The organism is bacterium (genome assembly GCA_036504735.1).
In the GTDB taxonomy this organism is placed as follows: domain Bacteria; phylum Electryoneota; class RPQS01; order RPQS01; family RPQS01; genus DASXUQ01.
In genome coordinates this window covers 213935-232497 of the sequence record DASXUQ010000005.1, presented here as the reverse complement: position 1 = coordinate 232497, position 18563 = coordinate 213935, and the positions used below count along the sequence as shown (strand labels likewise).

At 58.7% G+C, this 18563-nt stretch carries 8 protein-coding genes; all 8 read left to right on the top strand.

The features are described from left to right. Positions 1 to 30 precede the first annotated feature (30 nt). The 8 genes from smc (at position 31) to VGL38_02780 (ending at position 18554) form a co-directional block, all read left to right on the top strand. A complete protein-coding gene (smc, locus tag VGL38_02815; protein ID HEY3294347.1) occupies positions 31 to 3573 on the top strand; it encodes a chromosome segregation protein SMC in 3543 nt (1180 codons plus the stop codon). A gap of 19 nt (positions 3574 to 3592) precedes the next feature. Beyond that, positions 3593 to 4999, top strand: coding sequence for a GWxTD domain-containing protein (locus VGL38_02810; protein ID HEY3294346.1), 1407 nt, complete (start codon positions 3593 to 3595; stop codon positions 4997 to 4999). After that, positions 4999 to 5754 (top strand): ATP-binding cassette domain-containing protein, encoded by a 756-nt coding sequence (locus VGL38_02805; GenBank protein ID HEY3294345.1) that lies wholly within the window; start codon positions 4999 to 5001, stop codon positions 5752 to 5754. The genes VGL38_02810 and VGL38_02805 overlap by 1 nt, the downstream gene beginning before the upstream one ends. A 96-nt stretch (positions 5755 to 5850) precedes the next feature. Next, positions 5851 to 7074 carry an HD domain-containing phosphohydrolase gene (locus VGL38_02800; protein ID HEY3294344.1) on the top strand — a complete coding sequence of 408 codons (1224 nt, stop codon included), beginning with the start codon at positions 5851 to 5853 and terminating at the stop codon, positions 7072 to 7074. A 319-nt stretch (positions 7075 to 7393) separates the two neighbouring features. Next, positions 7394 to 11311, top strand: a complete 3918-nt coding sequence (gene porU, locus VGL38_02795; GenBank protein HEY3294343.1) for a type IX secretion system sortase PorU — start codon at positions 7394 to 7396, stop codon at positions 11309 to 11311. 40 nt (positions 11312 to 11351) lie between these two features. Beyond that, on the top strand, positions 11352 to 12401 hold the full coding sequence (locus VGL38_02790) for a PorV/PorQ family protein (protein ID HEY3294342.1): 1050 nt from the start codon (positions 11352 to 11354) through the stop codon (positions 12399 to 12401). A gap of 10 nt (positions 12402 to 12411) precedes the next feature. Next, positions 12412 to 15453, top strand: coding sequence for a hypothetical protein (locus VGL38_02785; GenBank protein HEY3294341.1), 3042 nt, complete (start codon positions 12412 to 12414; stop codon positions 15451 to 15453). After that, the gene (locus VGL38_02780) at positions 15453 to 18554 is read left to right on the top strand and encodes a hypothetical protein (GenBank protein HEY3294340.1); all 3102 of its coding nucleotides are present in this window, start codon (positions 15453 to 15455) and stop codon (positions 18552 to 18554) included. The genes VGL38_02785 and VGL38_02780 overlap by 1 nt, the downstream gene beginning before the upstream one ends. The last annotated feature ends 9 nt before the right edge of the window (positions 18555 to 18563 follow it).

Here is an 18563-nt window from a genome sequence, read left to right as displayed (position 1 = left end):
TCGCTCACCCTCTAAACGCCAGAATTTGTAATGCAGCTTCTCTCTCTTTCCATCAACGGATTCAAGTCTTTCGCCAAACCTACCCGGCTGGAATTCGCTCCCGGCATTACCTGCGTGGTCGGCCCGAACGGTTGCGGCAAGTCCAATGTTGTGGATTCGCTGCGCTGGGTGCTCGGTGAACAGCGCTCGCATGTGCTGCGCAGCGATCGCATGGAGAATGTGATCTTCAACGGCACTGCTTCGCGCAACGGCGCGGGTCTTGCCGAGGTCAAGATTACGCTCGACAACAAGTCGGGTCGGTTGAATGTACCCTACGCCGAAGTGGAAATCGCCCGCCGCTTGTACCGCGATGGAACGAGTGAGTACCTGCTGAATGGCAGCGAACGCCGCCTGAAGGACATCACCGATCTGCTGCATGACAGCGGCATGGGCCCGAACCTTTACACCATTCTTGAACTCAAGATGGTCGAGGACATCTTGCGGGAAGATGGCGAAGGACGGCGCACATTGTTTGAAGAGGCCGCCGGCGTGGCCCATTACAAGATTCGCCGCCGACAGGCGCTGCAGAAGCTTCGTCAAACGGAAGAAGATCTGGTTCGTCTCGCGGACATCGTGAGTGAAGTCGAGCGCCAGGTGTCTTCTCTAAAGCGTCAGGCCATGCGGGCCAAGCGCTATGACGATCTGACCGCGCAGATGCATGCCTTAGAGGCTGCGCTGGCCTACACGTCATATGTCCGGCTCCGCAACGAACTCTTGCCTCTCGAGCAGGCGATGCAGGAAACTTCGGCATCGTCCGAAGCCGTCAAGACCGCGATCCGTCTCGAGGAAGCGAATCTTGTGGCCATTCGTACCACCGAAATCGATGTCAACAAGGATGCGAGCGCGCTCCGCCAGAAACTGGCAGCGGTGGTATCGGAAATTTCCGCGATGGAAGCGGAAGAAGCCGGACTGCGCGCCCGTGACCAATCTGCGCGGCAGACCATTGAGCGTGCGCGCCGCGAGCGTCAGATGCACATGGACAAGCGCGGCCTGCTCGAAACCCGCCGTTCCGGTATTCAGGAAGCACAGACGGTTTGCCGCGAAGAACTGACGCAGGCTGAAGAGCGTATGCGCAAGGCCGCTGAAGGTTTGGCTGCCGCCGAGGCTGGCTTGCAGGAAGTGCAGTCCCGTTCCCGTGCCCATGCGGAATTACTGGCTGGGCTGCGTTCCCACGCGTCGAAATGCCAGAACGAAATGACGCAGATCGCCATGGCCCGTGCCGGGTTCGTCAGCCGCAAAGAGATGCTGCAGAACGACCTGAAATCGGTGGATGCGGAGCGTCAATCTGCAGCGGGACGGTTGCAGGAACTCAAGGCACAAATGGGGACGTCGGACGCCGAGGAGGCTGCCGCCCGCGCGGAGGAAGCGCGGCTGATTTCAGAATCGCAAACCCGCAGCGCCGAACTCTCCCGGCTCGAAGAGAATGTGCGCGCCCTCGCTTCCTTGATTGACGCCACTCGCTCCAAGCTCGAGCTGCTGGCCACTCTCGAAGAAAAGGGGCCACGCTCCCACAGCGCGTTGCGCACGTTGAAGTCCAAACCTGTGAGCGGACTGATCGAGTTGCTGGGCGATACCATTGACGTTGCCGAAGAGTACCGCCGCGCTTTGCAGACCGCATTGGGTCCCGCCGCCTACTACTATCTGACGGAATCGGTCGAGTCCGCCTTGGACGCCATGGACCTGTTGCGCCGCGAAAACGCCGGACAGACAACGTTTCTTCCCGTATCCGAATTCCGTTCGGATGCTCCGCCGCCGGTTCAACCCCCGGAAGGCACGGTCGGCACCGCGCTGGGAATTTTGAATGGCCAGGCGCAAAATCCGGTGCTCGAGCATTTCCTTGGACGCGTTGTCATTGTCAAAGATTGGTCTTCGGCGGTGGCGAATTTCGCGTGGGCGCGCGATAACGGTTGCACGCTCGTTACGTTGGATGGTCAGTGGATCGGGCGTGGCGGCCTGCTGTTCGGCGGGTCCAACGACGCTGGAGTCCCCGTGGATCTCGGCTTACGCCGCCAGATGACCGAGGGCCGTCAGCGTCTCGACGAATCCACCCGCACCCGTGAAGCGACACTGGTAGAGATCCGCGCGCAGCGCAGCGGACTTGCGCAGGTTGAACAGGAATTGGGCAGTGTGCAGAAGCGCATCGATGGTCTCAGTGCCCGGCGCACAGGCATCCGTGAGCAGCAGGTCAAATTCGAAACCCGGATCACTGCCCTTGATGAGCGTACGCAAGGCGCCCGCACTCAAATTGCCGATCTGGACCAGAAGACTGCCGATTGTGATGTGCGTCTTACGGCGGCCCAGGAAGCCACGCAAACTGCCGACGCGGAGGTCAAGGCTGCGGAAGCATCCGGCGGCGACATTGCCCGCGATTTGTCCGAATCCCAGCGCATTGTGGCGACCGAGCGGGACCGCAAGCACACCACCGACCGCGAACACGACGCCGCCCGTCACCGTCTCGAAATGCTGAATGTCGATGAGCAGCGCATTAACCAGACGCTGACTGAACTCGCCGAGGACCTGAAGACCACCGAGCAGAATGCTGAGCAGGCCGCCAATGATCTGGTCGAACTGGAGAAGCGGCTGAAGGAATTGGACGCGCTGTCCATCGAAAAGTATCGCGAGCGTGATCAGGCCGCGCAAACCGTGGATAAGGCGTCGCAGCAATTGGATGAGATCCGCAACCGCATCGCCGAACAGGAGAACCGTTTGCGCAATCTGCGCGACAGCCACTCCGGTGAACTCGAGGGAGAACGCCGGATCGAACTCGAAATTGCCCGCCTGCGGGGCGAATTGGATGCGGTCATCCACAGCGCCCAGGCCCAGTTCAATTTCGATTTGACCGCCGAGGATTTCGTGGAGCAGAATCCTAATATTCTGCAAACCGAGACCTCGCCGGAATTGCTGCAGGAATGCAAGCACAAGATCGAGCGCCTCGGTCCCGTAAACTCCCTCGCCATCGAGGAGCACGCCCGCGAGAATCAGCGGCTCGAAACCATGCTCCAGCAGCGCGACGATCTGCTCAAGGCTAAGAAGACGCTTGAAGAGACCATTGCCCGCATCAACGAAACTGCGCAGGCGCGCTTCCTGCACACCTTTGAGGCCGTGCGTTCTCACTTCCAGCGGCTGTTTCAGGAGTTCTTCGCCGCGGGCGAGGCCGACTTGATTCTCAGCGGCAACGATCTGCTCGAAGCCGACATTACCCTCTGGGCCAATCCGTCCGGCAAACGCCTGAAATCCCTGTCCCTGATGTCCGGCGGTGAAAAGACGATGACGGCGATTGCCCTGCTTTTCGCGCTGTACCACGTTAAGCCGTCACCGTTTTGCGTTTTCGACGAAGTGGATGCTCCGCTCGACGACGCCAACATTGACCGCTTCAATCGCGTCATCCGTATGCATGCGGAAAATACGCAGTTCATTTTGATTACTCATAATCGCCGGACCATGGAGATCGCCGACAATCTGTACGGTGTGACCATGGAAGAAGAAGGCATTTCCAAGCTTGTTTCCGTCCGGTTGCTTTCATCTATCACTTGATGAAAGGTTGGCGAACATCATGAAACGATTCACTGCCTTACTCTTCGCGGCGCTGCTGACGCTCGTCGCGGCTCATCGCTGCCATGCCGGCTCCACTCTGGATATGGATGCGGCCGCCTTCCGTGCGTCAGACTCGCTCGGATACGTGGAGGTGTACACCTCAGTCCAGCGGGCCGGTCTCGAATATCGGCGCACGGGAGATTCCCTGATCGCAGATTTTCGCGTGCTGCTGGAGATCCTCAAGGATAACGAAGTCTCGATGACCGACACCTTTGTGGCGCGGGACGTGGTAGACACCACCGAAGCGCGCAAGAACATCTCCGGTCAGTATTTTGCCCATGCCTTTCGTTTCTTCATGGTGCCCGGGATCTATGGAATCCGGGCGTCTCTCTATCAGGCCGCGCCTGATGCCCGCGATATTATCCAGGACACCTTGCGCGTGTCTGCACTGACCATAGATTCCCTGCGGGTATCCGATATCGAACTCGGCAGCAAGTTGGAATTCGTCAAGGAAAACTCGCCTTTCGTCAAGAACGGCGTGCTGCTGATTCCCAATCCTGCCCGGTTCTACGGAACGAAGCTTCCGGTGTTCTATTACTATCTCGAAACGTACGGTTTAGACTTCGATTCGGCGGCAGTCGACTCCTATGCGGTCTTCCAGCGGGTGGTGGATGCGGAGTCAGGCAAACTGGTCCGGCCCGAGACCAGCAAGATGCATCGTGCCGCCGGACATACCGGTGTCATCGCCGATGGATTTCCCGTCACGACCCTTCGCACGGGGATCTATTACCTCGATGTGGAAGTGAAGAGCCTCCGGTCCGGACGATCGGCGGTGGCCCGAAAGAAATTCTGGACGTACCGTAAGGAAGACCTGGCGGCAGGCAGCACCTTCAAGCATCAACCTAGCTATGACCAGCGCGTCGCGTCGGCGGCGCCCAATTTCCTGGAAGTGGTTGACGCGGACAGCGCTATTCAATGGATGAAGTACGTGCTCTCCCGCGACGAAGCCAGACAGGCCAAGCGGCTGACGCCCGATGGCAAGCGCGCATTTCTGGTGAAATACTGGAAGGAAAAAGAACTGGAGAAGCCGGATGCGGCTAACCAGTATTTTGCGCGGATCGTTGAAGCCAACCGCCGCTACACCTTCCTGAAGAAGGCGGGCTGGAAGACAGATCGCGGCCGGATCTTTGTGCTCTATGGCGAGCCGGACCGCGTGGTGCGCGGCGATGTCAACTCCTCCACGTATGACAATGAGACGTGGGAATACGACAAACTGAGGGGCGGCGTCATCTTTGTGTTCGCCGACACGCGCGGCTATGGCGACCTGGATATGGTGCATAGTACCATGCCCGGCGAAACCTACAATCCCAACTGGAATACGATTACCAATTCCATGATTCCCCGCGCCGGCCAGAATCCCCGCTGATGATAAGCGATACTCTTGTCTCCGTTCAACACCTCCGCAAGGACTATTACGATTCCCTTGGACGCGTGGTCACGGCATGCCGTGACCTGACTTTCGAGGCGCATGCGGGCGAAGTATTCGGCCTGCTCGGAACCAACGGGGCAGGGAAGACCACGGCCTTGCGCATGCTGTCCACGGTGCTCAAACCCACGGCGGGCGACGCCCATATTGCCGGACACAGCGTTCTTGGGGAGCCGGATGCGGTGCGCAAGTCTATCGGCTTTCTTTCGGCGGATACCGGGGTTTATGGCCGTCTCACCGCGCGGGAGATGATGGAGTATTTCGGACGGCTGAACGGTCTTTCCGAAGCCCGAATCGCCCAACAGGTGAAGGACATTGCTGCGGCACTCGATATGGAGAGTTTCCTGACGCGGCGATGTGATAAGCTTTCCAGCGGGCAAAAGCAGCGGGTAAACATCGCCCGCACCATCATGCATGACCCGCCGGTTCTGATCTTCGATGAGCCTACGTCCGGACTGGACATTCTTGCCTCTGCGCAGATTGTGCGCTTCATTCGCGAATCCCGCGAACGCGGCCGGTGTGTGATTTTTTCGACGCATGTGATGCGCGAGGCGGAAAAGCTCTGCGACCGGCTCGTTATTCTCCACCAGGGACAGGTGTGTATTGCGGGCACGCTCGCGGAGGTCCGAGACCTGGTGGGAAAAGAGGACCTCGAAGAGGTATTCCTCGAAGCGATTGGCGAAACGCGGTTGTAAACTCCCGACCTCAACTGGCCTTGCTTTTGCCGATTTCCGGTACAGCATCGCGGAATTCCGTGATCCGTCTGAACCGAAAGTCACCCTGCAGGGACCATGAGCCAGCAAGAACTTGACCTCCTGATTGTTGATGATGACCCCGAGATTCTCCACCTCCTGACTGAGACTCTCGCCGATTCCGCCTTGACGGTGCAGACCGCGACCGGAATCGAGGAAGCCCGGGTCTGTCTGAGCTACTATGCCTTCAAGGTTGTGCTCTCGGATCACAATCTCTCCGATGGCTATGGAGTGGACTTTCTGACGGAAATGCGGGCACTGGGGGTGAAGTCCGTGCCGATCTTAATGACGGGGCTCATGGACGTCAACGTCGCCGTCGAAGCCATCAACCGGGGGAAGGTTTATCAGTTTGTGGCCAAGCCGCTGGACGTCTTGGCCCTCACGCAGACCATCCATCGCGCGCTGCAGCACTACGCGGCGCTGCGCGAACAGGAGCGTCTGACGCGGGAGATCATCGAACACAATGACCGCCTGCGCCGCGAGGCTGAGGTCCGGGAACGCAGCTTGCTTCAGGCCGCGGACAAGATCCGCGTGGAAGAAGAGACGGTGGAACGCCAGAAGGCGCACATCGAATCGCTGTACAACGAAATCCAGAGCGCCTACCTTCACACGGTTACCTCGCTCACCGCGGCGATTGAAGCCAAGGACCCGTACACGCGCGGCCACAGCGAGCGTGTCTACTACTACTGCTCGATCATGGCGGACGTGCTGTCTTTGCCTGACTCCAGCCGCCAGGATCTGAAAATCGCCAGCGTGCTGCACGATCTGGGAAAGATCGGCATTCCGGATTCCATTCTGCAGAAGACCGGATTCCTGTCCGCTGACGAAAAGCGCACCATGGCGTCACACACCACGTTCACTGAAGAGATCCTGCATCCACTGCCGTTTCTGGGAGAGGTGCGCAAGATCATCAGTGAACACCATGAACGCTGTGACGGCTCAGGATACCCCTTGGGTCTGAAGAGCGAACAGATCAGCCTTGAAGGCCGCATTCTGGCTACTGCCGATTCCTACGATGCCATGCGCTCAGATCGCGCCTACCGCCGCGCGCTGACCAAAGAGCAGGCGATGCTTGAACTGCAATCCGGCACCGGTTCACAATTCTGCCCGCTGTGTGTGGGTGCATTACTCTTTGCACTCAACAGCCGAGGAGAATTTGCCGGAGACACGGACGCAAATTATCAGGATGAACAGTGGGAGGAGGACTTCCTCCGGCTTCGACCTGCCTCGAGTTCGGTGCGCGTGGATTCCGTATTGAATTAAGAAACAATAGATTAGGTCATTTGTGGAGTAGTCCCGTCAGGAAATTCACTCTGCCGACTAACCTTGACATTCGTCGTAAAAATCTTTATTCTAAGTCGTTAAGTATTTGTTCGCGAGTTCCAAGGTCAGGAGAGACATGCCCGTTCGGTAGAGGATTTATTGTTCTGTCGCTATTTCCAAGGATAATTCCGCTGACACCTCTTTCCGCAATGGGCATGATGAGTTTTTTTGACGTGGATACATGCGACCGGGCGTGCCCCGAAGGCGCGTTCGGTCGTTTTTTGTTTCTTCTAACCCACTCTTCTGAGCCTAAATACCTATGAAAATAGTTGCTTACGCCGTGGCAGCCCTCGCCCTTTGCGCCTCATTGGCCCTTGCCGGGACCAGTGCCGTGCGCTCGTCGGCTCAGGAGTTTGTCTGGACCTATTCGCCCGGAAAGCCAACCCTCGAGCAGCAGGACTCCATCAACACTCAGGGTGTGAATCTGCAGTGGGCGGATGCCGACTATTTGACCTGCCGGAATCTGGTCCAGCCGGTTCGCATCTTCTATATCGCAGTTCCGCCGGGCACAACCCCGCAGCTCACCATACAATCCGTCCGCACGACGGGACAATTGCGCGGTCTGCCGGGCAGGCCTCCGGTCGCTGCCGTCCGCGCGGAAACTCCCAGCACCGCATGGGCTCGGCTTACCAATCTTGAAGACTGGCGCGGCTTCCGCCTGGCGCAGGTTACGGTGTATCTCCAAGTCGGAGATGCCAGCCGCAGTGCCACTCTCGACGACATTTCCCTTTCCCTCGCTTTCACGGGTTCTCCTGCTTCGTTTGCATCCCAGCCACGTGAAGCCGCATCGCTGCGCCGCATAGCAATGAACGGCAACATCGCCGCCACGTGGTGGCAGGATCAGCGCCGCGCCCTCAAGACCACCCCCACGATCCAGTCTGTCCAATCAGCTTGGCCTCAATTTGACCTCCAGCGGCTTGCCGTTACGGAGGCGGGACTGTATGAGGTGAGAGGAAATTCCGTCATCGGGTCCAGTCTGGTTGGCCGGCAGGTCGGGAGCATCAAGCTTTTCGGCAATGGCGGTCGGCTGCTGCCGGTTAATCCCGACACCCAAGTGGATTCCTCATTAAAAGAAGACGCCATCTTTGTGGATGATCGCAATGGCAACGGCGTCTTTGAGGCGGAGGACCGCATCCTCTTCTATGGCCGCGGCGTCAAAGGTGCGGACTACTGTGACGGTAATGCCGATTTGGGCGGGAAAGCTCACCAGAGTCCGTACACCACGGAGAACATTTACTTCCTTGGAGCGGACCCCGCCGCGACGGATGGCCTGCGCATGGCTGCCCTTCCTACAACCGGAAGCGGAGCCACCAACGTCCTTGCCAGTCGCGCCCGCGCCTATATTGATCAAGACGTGTTTATCTTCGCCGGTGGCAATGAGCCTCAATCCGGCCTCGTCTGGTTCATGACCACCATCGGCCCTTCGGAAACGCGCAGTTTTACGATGACCCTCGAGGGTGCGACCGGTGCAACGATTGACACCTTGATGCTGGCCCTGGATAAGGTCAGCGCCTATCCCGCCCGTCTGACCGTCTGGGTCGGTGACACAACCATCTCTACCAACTATTACAATGACCGCATGATGCTGCCCATTCCGCGCGGCGTGCTGAACCGCACAGGGAGCGGCAACAACGTGGTCATCCGGCTCGAGAATACGTCCAGTGCCACGATCTATGTGAACTTCCTTGAAGTGCGCTACGAGCGGACTTTGACGGCGGCCAGTGGCTCTGCCGAATTCTATGCCCCGCCCAGCCAGACCGGACTCTTCCGTTACTCGGTAACCGAATTCGATCCCAGCGGCTATGTTCTCGACGTCACCAATCCGCTTGTTCCGCGCATCGCTGTCGGCAATACCATCGTAGATTCCTCCTTTGTGTCGGCCCAGCACCGGTACTTCGCCGTTCAGTCTGCCGGCATTCGGACGCCGCAGTCCCGCGGTGTCAAGCCGGGCAATCCTAACGGTTTGGATTACACCAGCCTGCGCGACACGTCGAATGTGGCGGATATGATCATCCTCACTTACGACGATGGATACACGCTGCTGGATTCACTGAAACGGTTCCACGAGACCTATCGCGAAGAGCCCCTGCGCACGATGCGCGTACGGCTGACCGATGTGTATGACGAGTTCAGTTGGGGACCGCACGACGCCGTCGCAATCCGCAATTTCCTGAAATATGCCTCTGTCATGTGGAGTGGCCAAACGCTCAAATACGTCCTGTTCGTCGGCGACGGTGATTATGATTACCGCAACCTTGAATCGGCCGCCGATGCCAACTGGATGCCGCCCTTCGAACTGGGGGAGGACTGCCGCGATGACAGTTACGTGATGTTCTCCGCGGGCTCCACCATTCCGTCGCTGCGGATTGGCCGCTGGCCCGTTCAGGGCAATTCAGAACTGGAGAACGCGATGGCCAAAACCATCGCCTATGCCGTCCATCCACTCTACGGTCCCTGGAAGAACACCGCAACCTTTGCGGCGGATGACGAATGGAAGGGAGGATGCGGCGGCGGGGAGACCACCCATACTCAGCAGGCTGAAGCCCTGATGTCTACGGTGCTTCCTCAGTATTTCACCTTCAAGAAGATTTACGAGATCCTCTATCCGTTCCGATCCAGTCCTTTAGGCTCCATCAAGCCCGATGCAACCCGGGATCTTATTGAGGCCATTAATCGTGGCACTCTGGTAGTCAATTTTACCGGACACGGCAACCCCACGGTATGGACCGACGAGCAGTTGCTGGTCATGGATCGCGATAAGAATCTGCTCCGCAACGGTCGTAAATGGCCGTTCTATCTGGCGGCCACCTGTTCTTGGGGCCAGTATGACCGCCCCGTGGGCCGCTGTTTCCCTGAGATCTTGCTTACCGATCCCACGGATGGTTCGGTAATGAGTCTGGCCGCCACCCGGTTCACATATCCCTACTCGAACCAGGCCTTTATGGTGGCCTTTTATGACAGCCTGTTCCGTCCCGGATTGGCTCAGCGTACGAGCTTCGGCGAGGCTATGCTCACCGCCAAAGCTGCGCACTCTCTCGGAACCGAATACTATCATTGCATCGGTGATCCGGCATTGCGTCTGGCTACGCCGGAGTTCTTCGCCAAGGTGACTCCCACCAGCGACGATACCTTGCAGGCACTGTCGCTCTTTCATCTCGATGGCGAAGTCTCGCAGACAAATGGCGGCCCGGTCTGGTCGAACTTCCGCGGTGTGGTGGATGCCCGTGTGTTTGATACGCAGGATTCCGCTGCCTATTACTGGTGCGGAAATACTACGGATACCCCGTTCTATTACGGCTTGCCCGGCAACGCAATCTTCCGCGGCACGGCTACGGTGGACAGCGGACGGTTTCATGTGACGTTCCGTGTTCCGCGCGATGTGCGCTTCGGTGGCAACAATGCCAAGATCAGCCTCTATTTCTATGGGGCAGATAACAGCGCCGGCGCGGATTCGGCGGACGGCATCGGTATTCAGGAGCATATTCCGATTGCCAGCCAGCCTTCTGCCGAGCAGGACACCATTCCGCCGGCGATCAGCGCATGGCTGGAGGTACCGTCGTTCAAGCCCGGCGATCTGGTCAGCAGCACGCCGAAGTTGCATGTCAATCTGTCGGACAACTCCGGCTTGAACTTGTCCGGCGAAGTTGGCCACAAGATCACGGGCCGGATTGATGACGCGCAGACCGAAGATCTGACGTCCTTCTTCAATTATGATCTGGACCGCTATACCACAGGCAGCTTAGAGAAAGTCCTCGGACCGCTGACCGTCGGCGAGCATCGCCTGATCATCGAAGCCTGGGACTCCTTCAATAATCTGAATCAAACGACGCTTACCTTTATGGTAGGGCAGGGCGGCGAGGCAGGCTATGCCATCCGCGACGTCTACAACTGGCCGAATCCCATGAAGGACGTCACGCACTTCACCTATTTCCTGACAGAGGACGGCACCAGCCGGGTGAGTCTGAAGCTCTTCACGCTCTCCGGCAAACTGGTCTATGAGATGAATGGTCTTGGCACGCGCGGCCCGGCATTCAACAGCAATGCGGATCGCCCGTGGGATGGCCGCGACCGGGAAGGCCATCCGCTGGGAAACGGCGTCTATTTCTATCGCATCAAGGCCGAACACACCAACGGTCACAGCGCGGAAGCCACCGGTAAACTGGTGATTCTGCGCTGAACGTACGCGAGCAAACGAAGTCTATATAGTTAATGGAGGCATGATGAAGCGAATGGGGTTGTTCCTGCTGGTCGCCGGGCTTGTGACTTTCGCAGCCACGGCGCAAGCTGCCAGCGTCAGTCAGGCTACGCTTCTGTTCCTGAAGATCGCGCCCGGTGCGCGGCCCGCGGGCATGGGCGAAGCTTTCGTCGGACTGGCCGATGACGCCACGGCGACGTGGTGGAATCCCGCCGGGCTGGGCTTCCAGCACGGCCGTGAGTTCACCATGATGTACGTGCGCTGGCTGCCGCAGTTCAATCTGTCCGACCTCTACTACGCGTACATGGCCGGAACGTACGAGGTCCCGGAATGGGGAACCTTCGGCGGTAACATTATCTTCCTCAATCTCGGAGAGACCCAGCGTACGGACGAACAGGCCCACTCGCTCGGAACCTTCTCGTCCTACGAAATGGCCGTCACCGGCACCTACGGCGCGCAGATCAACCGCCATCTGGCGATGGGCGTCGCCCTCAAACTGGCCTACAGTAACCTGTCGCCGAGCGGCGCGGGCGCTGAAGCCGGCACCGGAACCGCCACCGCCGTGGCCGCGGACGTCGGCCTGCTCTATAAGACTCCCTTTATGCGCGGACTGTCGTTCGGTGCGAACCTCTCCAACATGGGTCCCAAGGTCTCTTACATTGACCGTGCCCAGGCGGATCCGCTTCCCACCACCCTCAAGGCCGGTCTTGCGTACAAGATCATCGATCAGGAATACAACAAGCTGACCGTCGCCTCCGACCTCAACAAGGAGCTGGTCAAGCGTTATCCTTCCGGCAAGTCGGACGAATTCTACGAGGCGCTCTTCAGCGCGTGGAACGACAACGCCCTGCTCAAGACCATGATCTGGAACATCGGCGCGGAATACTGGTATTCCACGCTGGTCGGCCTTCGCGCCGGTTACTGGAATGATCACCTTGGGAAGGTCTTCCCGTATACGTTCGGTATTTCTCTCAAGTACAGTAGCTACCGGTTCGATTTCAGCTATCTGACCGCGGGCGCCAATCACCCGCTCACAGATACCATGCGGTACTCACTCTCCGTTGATTTATAAATCCAAGCTCGTGTCAGCAAGACACCTCGTACTTTCACTGGCGCTGTTGGGGCTTCTGTCTCATGAAGCCCCCGCTGCCGTCAAAGCGGCACGGCCGCTCGCCGTGCCTTCCACCGCGCGGACGCTCGATGATCGCTGGATCGGAGGGCGGCCTCTGCGCGTGCTCGCGCTGCGTGTTGAATTCCGGGAAGACAGCGTGACCGGCACAACGGGCAACGGCCTCATGGAGTCGGCCTTCGATACGTCTCTCGTGCTCGATCCCCTCCCGCACGACAGCCTGTATTTCGCCGACCACCTGAAGTTTCTCCGCACATATTACGAGACCGTCTCCAAGGGCCACATCGTATTTGCTGACACGATCCCCGTTTTCCCTGCCGGCGATAGCTCCCATGCGGCCTACCGGCTCGATTACCCGATGTGGCACTATAACCACAACACCAGCGAACAGGATCTGAATCGCGGTCTCGTGTCGCTGTTTGTGGACGCCGTGCGGAAAGCCGCCCAGCAGGACCCCTCGCTGAATTTCAATCTCTACGATGCCGTCATTGTCTTTCATGCGGGCACCGGCAAAGATTTTAATCTCGGCTTCGACAACACTCCGTTTGATATTCCGTCCGCGTACATCAACGAGACGGACTTGGCCGGGCAGACCGTTCCCAGCGGTGTGGTCCGTGGTCTGATTCTTCCCGAAGGTGAGAACCAGCAGGAAGCCCTCGACCTTGGCATCGAACTGTCCATGAACGGCATTATGGTCAAGCTCTTCGGCAACTGGCTGGGCCTTCCCGATCTGTTTAACACCCAAACCGGGACCAGCGGCATTGGCCGCTGGGGCATGATGGATCAGGGATCGGGCAACGTGAATGCCCTTGTTCCTGCCCTGCCGGATGCCTGGTCGCGTGTCTATATGGGTTGGGAACATCCGCTCGAAGTTGTGCCGTCCGGATCCGGCGACACCCTCCACGTGGCCCGTTTCGGCAGTTCCGATACGCTTCAGGTGGTGAAGCTCCCGGTCACTCCGCGCGAATACTATCTGATCGAGAACCGTGCTGCCGACCTGGACTCTCCCTTTACGGCGATTCCCGATACCGGCGCGTATGTCGAATTGCTTGATCGCGGCAATCGCCGCCTGCAGGTGTATCGCGATGGCCGCATGGCTATCGAACCCGGATTTCGCGTTGCGGTGCGGGTGCGTGACAATCGCTATGATTTCGGCATCCCCGGCAACGGGGTTCTGATCTGGCATGTGGATGAAGACGTCATTGCGCAGGGGCTCTCGACCAACTCCGTCAACACGAATCGCGACCATCGCGGTGTTGATCTTGTGGAAGCCGACGGTGCGCAGGACATCGGGCAGGAATATGGCTTTGCCTCGGCAGGATCGGGGACCGAACTGGGTGTTCCCGAAGACGCATGGTACAGCAGCAACAATTTTCACCGCGATGCCAACGGCAACTCGCTCACCGTGCGCTTTGCGGACGGAACATTCCCCTCCGACCGCCTTTATGACGGCTCCCTGCCGCACCTGGATGTGTCACACTTTACCGACGTCGCTCCCGTGATGAGTTTTGTCGTGCGGTCGACTAAGGTTGTACCGGGATTTCCCGTCGCCTTAACCGCGCCCGCAGACTGGGTCACGGCTGATCTGAACGGCGACGGCCGCCCGGAAATCTATTTTGCGTCGAACGATTCGCTGATCAAGGCCGATTCCGTCGGGCATCTTTCCTTCGTTGCTCATCTTCTCACGGGTATGCACTTAAGCAGGTACTCGCTCCCTGCCTCTGTCGGCGACGGGTTCCGCGATCAATTGCTGTTCGAAGGCCGCCGCGTCGGTCTCGTGCGCAATGTGAACGGTGTCGATACGCTGCTCTTGCTGCCGCCGCTGGAATACAACGACGTGCATCTTTATCCTGCGATGGTCGACGGTTCCGAGGCCTACGTTCCCCGAGTTCTCGCGGTCGCGGCAGACACCAACCAGATGATCGGCACCCTCTATACCGCGCTTTACGATGGCGATCTGAACCGCCTTGTCTCCTGGCAGAGTGCCGTTCATGGCACGGGCCTGTCCACCGTTCCCTTCAATCTGAAACCGTTTCCGTCGCCCGGCTTTGTCCTCATGGCCAACGACTCCGCCGTGTGCCTGAGCGTGCGCGATTCGTCGTTTGCCTGGCCGTGGACCAAAGGCGACCAGCGGATTCAGCCGCAGGCGATTGTTGTGAATGTGCACGGCGATTCGTCTTATGTTTACTTGAAGGGCTTCGGCTATGTCAGCGCGGCATCCGGCGCCACGCTCTGTGAAGAGCCGCAATGTGTGGCTCCTCAGGTGGACTGGAACGGCGATGGCATCCCCGATGGCGGTGGACGCTTCGGACGGCATGAACTCGAGCGCGAGGACGCTCCGCACATAGCGGCAGACACCTCGTGGGTTATGGATGTGGATTGCAGCGGCGATCCGGATCTGATCGGGCTGGCTGATCGTCAGGTGGCGGATTCCACGCTTCCGGCAACGAGCATCGTGCACACCAGGGTTGCGGCAGTATCCCATAATGGCAGCGCCTTCCCCGGATTTCCATATGCTCTTCCTGTAGCGGATTCGAGACGGCCCTTTACGTGGACGCGTGATCAGGCGCTGCATCTGGTGTCCACTACCCATGCGAATGGAAAGTACTATTACTCGGTGGTGCGCCTGGCGGAAGCCGGACGCCGGACCCGCTTCAACTACACGGACGATGTGTCCATCATCAATGTGGGCCAGCTTCGGCCGCAGGTGAACAGCCGCGCCGAATGGGTCTATTGCTGGCCGAATCCTACGTCGGACGTCAGCCGCATCCGTATTACGTTGCCCTATGCCGCCGACGCGGACGTCCGCATCTTCGATCTTGCCGGACGCAAGGTGGCGGAGCTGCATGGCGGATCCTCCGCGCCCGGTCCCTTGGCCTTTGAAGTCCCGTGGAATGTTTCCGGCGTGGAAAGCGGCGTCTACATTGGCCGCGTAATCGTGCACGGTAACGGTGGCAGTCAGGAATCCCAAATCAAAATCGCGGTGGTAAAGTAGTGCGAACCCCAAGATACGTGCTCGCGGCGTTGTTCCTGATCCTGGCGCTCGGCCATCTTCCGGCGTTCGCGCTCTTCGATGATTACAACCATCCCGAACTCAAATGGCTGAGCTTCGAGACCGATCATTTCGTGGTCTATTACACCGAAGGCCTTGAAGACGTCGCCTCCATGGCGGCCAAGGTGGCGGAAGACGTGCACGGTCCGCTCTGCAAGCTCTACGATTACGTCCCGGATACCAAGGTCTCCCTGATCTTCTCCGATGCCGACGACATCGCCAACGCGGCGACGTACTTCCAGTCGAACAAGATCCATTTCTATGCGACCTCCATGGCGTGGGATTTCCGCGGCACCCATAACTGGCTGCGGAACGTGGTCACCCACGAATACACGCATATGATTCAGCTTGGCGCGGCGCGCAAGTGGGCGCGGCGTGTACCGGCGTTGTATGCGCAGTTCCTTGGCTATGAGCCCGAACGCCGCCCCGATGTGCTCTACGGCTATCCCAATCGCCTCGTCAGTTGGCCGCTGCCTTCGGTGACGGTCCCTGCCTGGTTTGCCGAAGGCGTGGCACAGTTCCAGTTCACCGGCAACGGCTACGATTACTGGGATAGCCACCGCGACATGCTCCTGCGCCAGTCTACGCTTTCTCACCGCCTGCTGTCCTTTGAGGACATGGCCTATTTCGGCAAGACCAGCCTCGAGAGCGAAGGCGTTTACAATCAGGGCTTCTCTTTCGTACGTTATGTTGCAAAACAGACGGGCGATACGAAATCTCTGGAGCGTATCAGTCAGGCTCTCTCCAGCCTCCTGCCGTTAACCATGGATGCCGCCATGAAGCGGGCCACCGGCAAGAGCGGCAATGATTGGTACAGGGAATGGCGCGCCTCGCTGGAGCGGGAGTACGGCGCTACTCGCGATGAGCTTTCTCCGACCTTGACCCGTGCCGATACCGTGCCCGTGAAGGGCTACGTGAATCTCTATCCGCGACTGTCTCCCGACGGCAAGCAGGTCGCGTTCATCTCCAATCAGAAGCGTGACTACTTCGGCCAGACCAGCCTTTACATCTACAATTTCGAAACGGCCAAGGCCGAACTGGTTGCCCCGGCGGCGCACAGTGGCCTGTGCTGGCTTCCCGACGGCAGCGGCGTGCTTTTCACGCGGCAGCAGGTTCGGGTCGGCACCGGATCGCTGCAGCATGACATCTATTTGTATCAGGTCAAGAGCAAGAAAACTCTTCGCCTGTCCAACGGCGTTCGCGCCGAGTCGGTAGACATCAGCCCCGACGGCAAGACGCTGGTGTTTACGGTAAATGAGCAGGGCAGGAGGGAGATCGCGTTCGCCTCGATGCCGGACGTATCGAAGAAGCCGAAGCCCATCACTCCCGAGACCCTGCTCTACCGTCATCCGTCTTTGCCCCACGAACAGTACTATCTTCCCCGCTGGAGCAGGGACGGTAAGTTCATCGCCGTTGCGCAGAATCTCTATGATGGCCGAGGCCTCCGTATTTTCGAAGTGCAGGACGGCGGTCGGGGAATGGTTCTGAAACAGGAATTCAGCGGCGAAAACCTTGAACTGCGCGACGCGGCATGGACTGCCGACAGCAAGAGCCTGCTCGTGTCGTGGGACGTTTCCGGTATTGCCAATATCTACAGGCTGAATCTGGCCGACAGTTCGCGCCAGCAGCTTACCAGTGTGCTGGGTGGCGCCTACTATCCGGATATGCAGGGCGACCGCCTCGTCTATTCGGACTTCTGCGGGCAGGGCTATCGCATCTGCAGCCTTGGCAATCCCTCGGCGCTGTCCATCGCGGACCCGCCACCGCCCGGCGGCAATTACGCCTTGCGTGTTCCCAAGCCGGACTTTACGGTCACGGCCGAGCGCCACGTCGGCAAGCTCTATAAGCCTGCCTTCGAAAATCTCTACTGGTTCCCCCGCATCGCCTTCGATTACGGCACCTTCAAGCCGGGCGTGTATGTTCTGCTGAATGATGTTCTGGAAAAGCTGAATTTCCTCGGCGGCTTTGCCATCAACGAGAAGAAGGATTACGATCTGTTCGGCTCGGTCGAGTATCGCGCGCTTTATCCCACGATCTTTGCCGAGTACTATAATGTTCAGCGCAATCTGAGCCAGCGATTTTCCGACTCCACGCGCATCACCGGGGAAGATCCCAATTTCCAGCCGATCTACGACACCTACGGCATCAAGTACCGCTACAATCTAAATGAGATCGAAGCGGGTGTGAAACTGGCGGCGGGGAAGGGGACCTACGGCAAGCTTTCGGGCGTGTATGACCGCTATACCGCTCACAACCGCTTCGACGATGGTTCTACTGTTGGCCTGACCTATTTCAAGGGTTGGGCAGGCAAGTTGGGATTCTACACCGATCAACGCCGCCCCGGCGTCGCGTCGGAGATCAATCCAAGCGGTGGCTTCAAAGGCTACCTCGAACTCACCCGCGCTAATCAGCTCTTCTTTACGGGTTTTGACATCGCGGGCAGCACCATCGGTCTCAAGGAAGCTTATGCGCCTTACAACTACGATATGATCGAAGGTGGCGCGGAAAAGTACTTCCAATTGCCCGGCTGGGACCATACCCTCGAACTGCGCGCCCGAGGCGGCGCGGTGGATCGCCACGTGGACCCGTTCTTCTTCCTCTATGCCGGCGGTCTGCCGGGCATGCGCGGCTATTCCTTCTACAGTCTGGGTGGGGAGCGCATCGGCGTGGGTACGGCGACGTACCGTTTTCCGATTGTTCGTCGTGCCGACTGGAATCTCTGGCCGCTTTCGGTCAATCGCATTTACGGCAGCCTCTTCGCTGACGTTGGCAGCGCCTGGAAGGGCGACGTGCATCCCGGTGGTATCAAAAAAGACATCGGCGCCGGCCTGCGCGTTCAGCTTCATTCGTTCTATTCATATCCGACGGCCATCGCCTTTGATGCCGCCTACGGATTTGACAAGTTCTCCGTGACGGAAACGGGGCGCACCCCCACCGAATACGGAAAAGAAATGCGGTATTATCTGACCGTGCTGTTCGATTTCTACAGCCCCTTCGCCGGGCACGGGACGGACCTTGGCTCATCTGCTTACAAACAAGAGTGATCATAAATT

Coding starts and splice junctions, on each gene's coding strand:
- smc (HEY3294347.1), top strand. CDS start 31: ATGCAGCTTCTCTCTCTTTCCATCAACGGATTCAAGTCTTTCGCCAAA.
- VGL38_02810 (HEY3294346.1), top strand. CDS start 3,593: ATGAAACGATTCACTGCCTTACTCTTCGCGGCGCTGCTGACGCTCGTC.
- VGL38_02805 (HEY3294345.1), top strand. CDS start 4,999: ATGATAAGCGATACTCTTGTCTCCGTTCAACACCTCCGCAAGGACTAT.
- VGL38_02800 (HEY3294344.1), top strand. CDS start 5,851: ATGAGCCAGCAAGAACTTGACCTCCTGATTGTTGATGATGACCCCGAG.
- porU (HEY3294343.1), top strand. CDS start 7,394: ATGAAAATAGTTGCTTACGCCGTGGCAGCCCTCGCCCTTTGCGCCTCA.
- VGL38_02790 (HEY3294342.1), top strand. CDS start 11,352: ATGATGAAGCGAATGGGGTTGTTCCTGCTGGTCGCCGGGCTTGTGACT.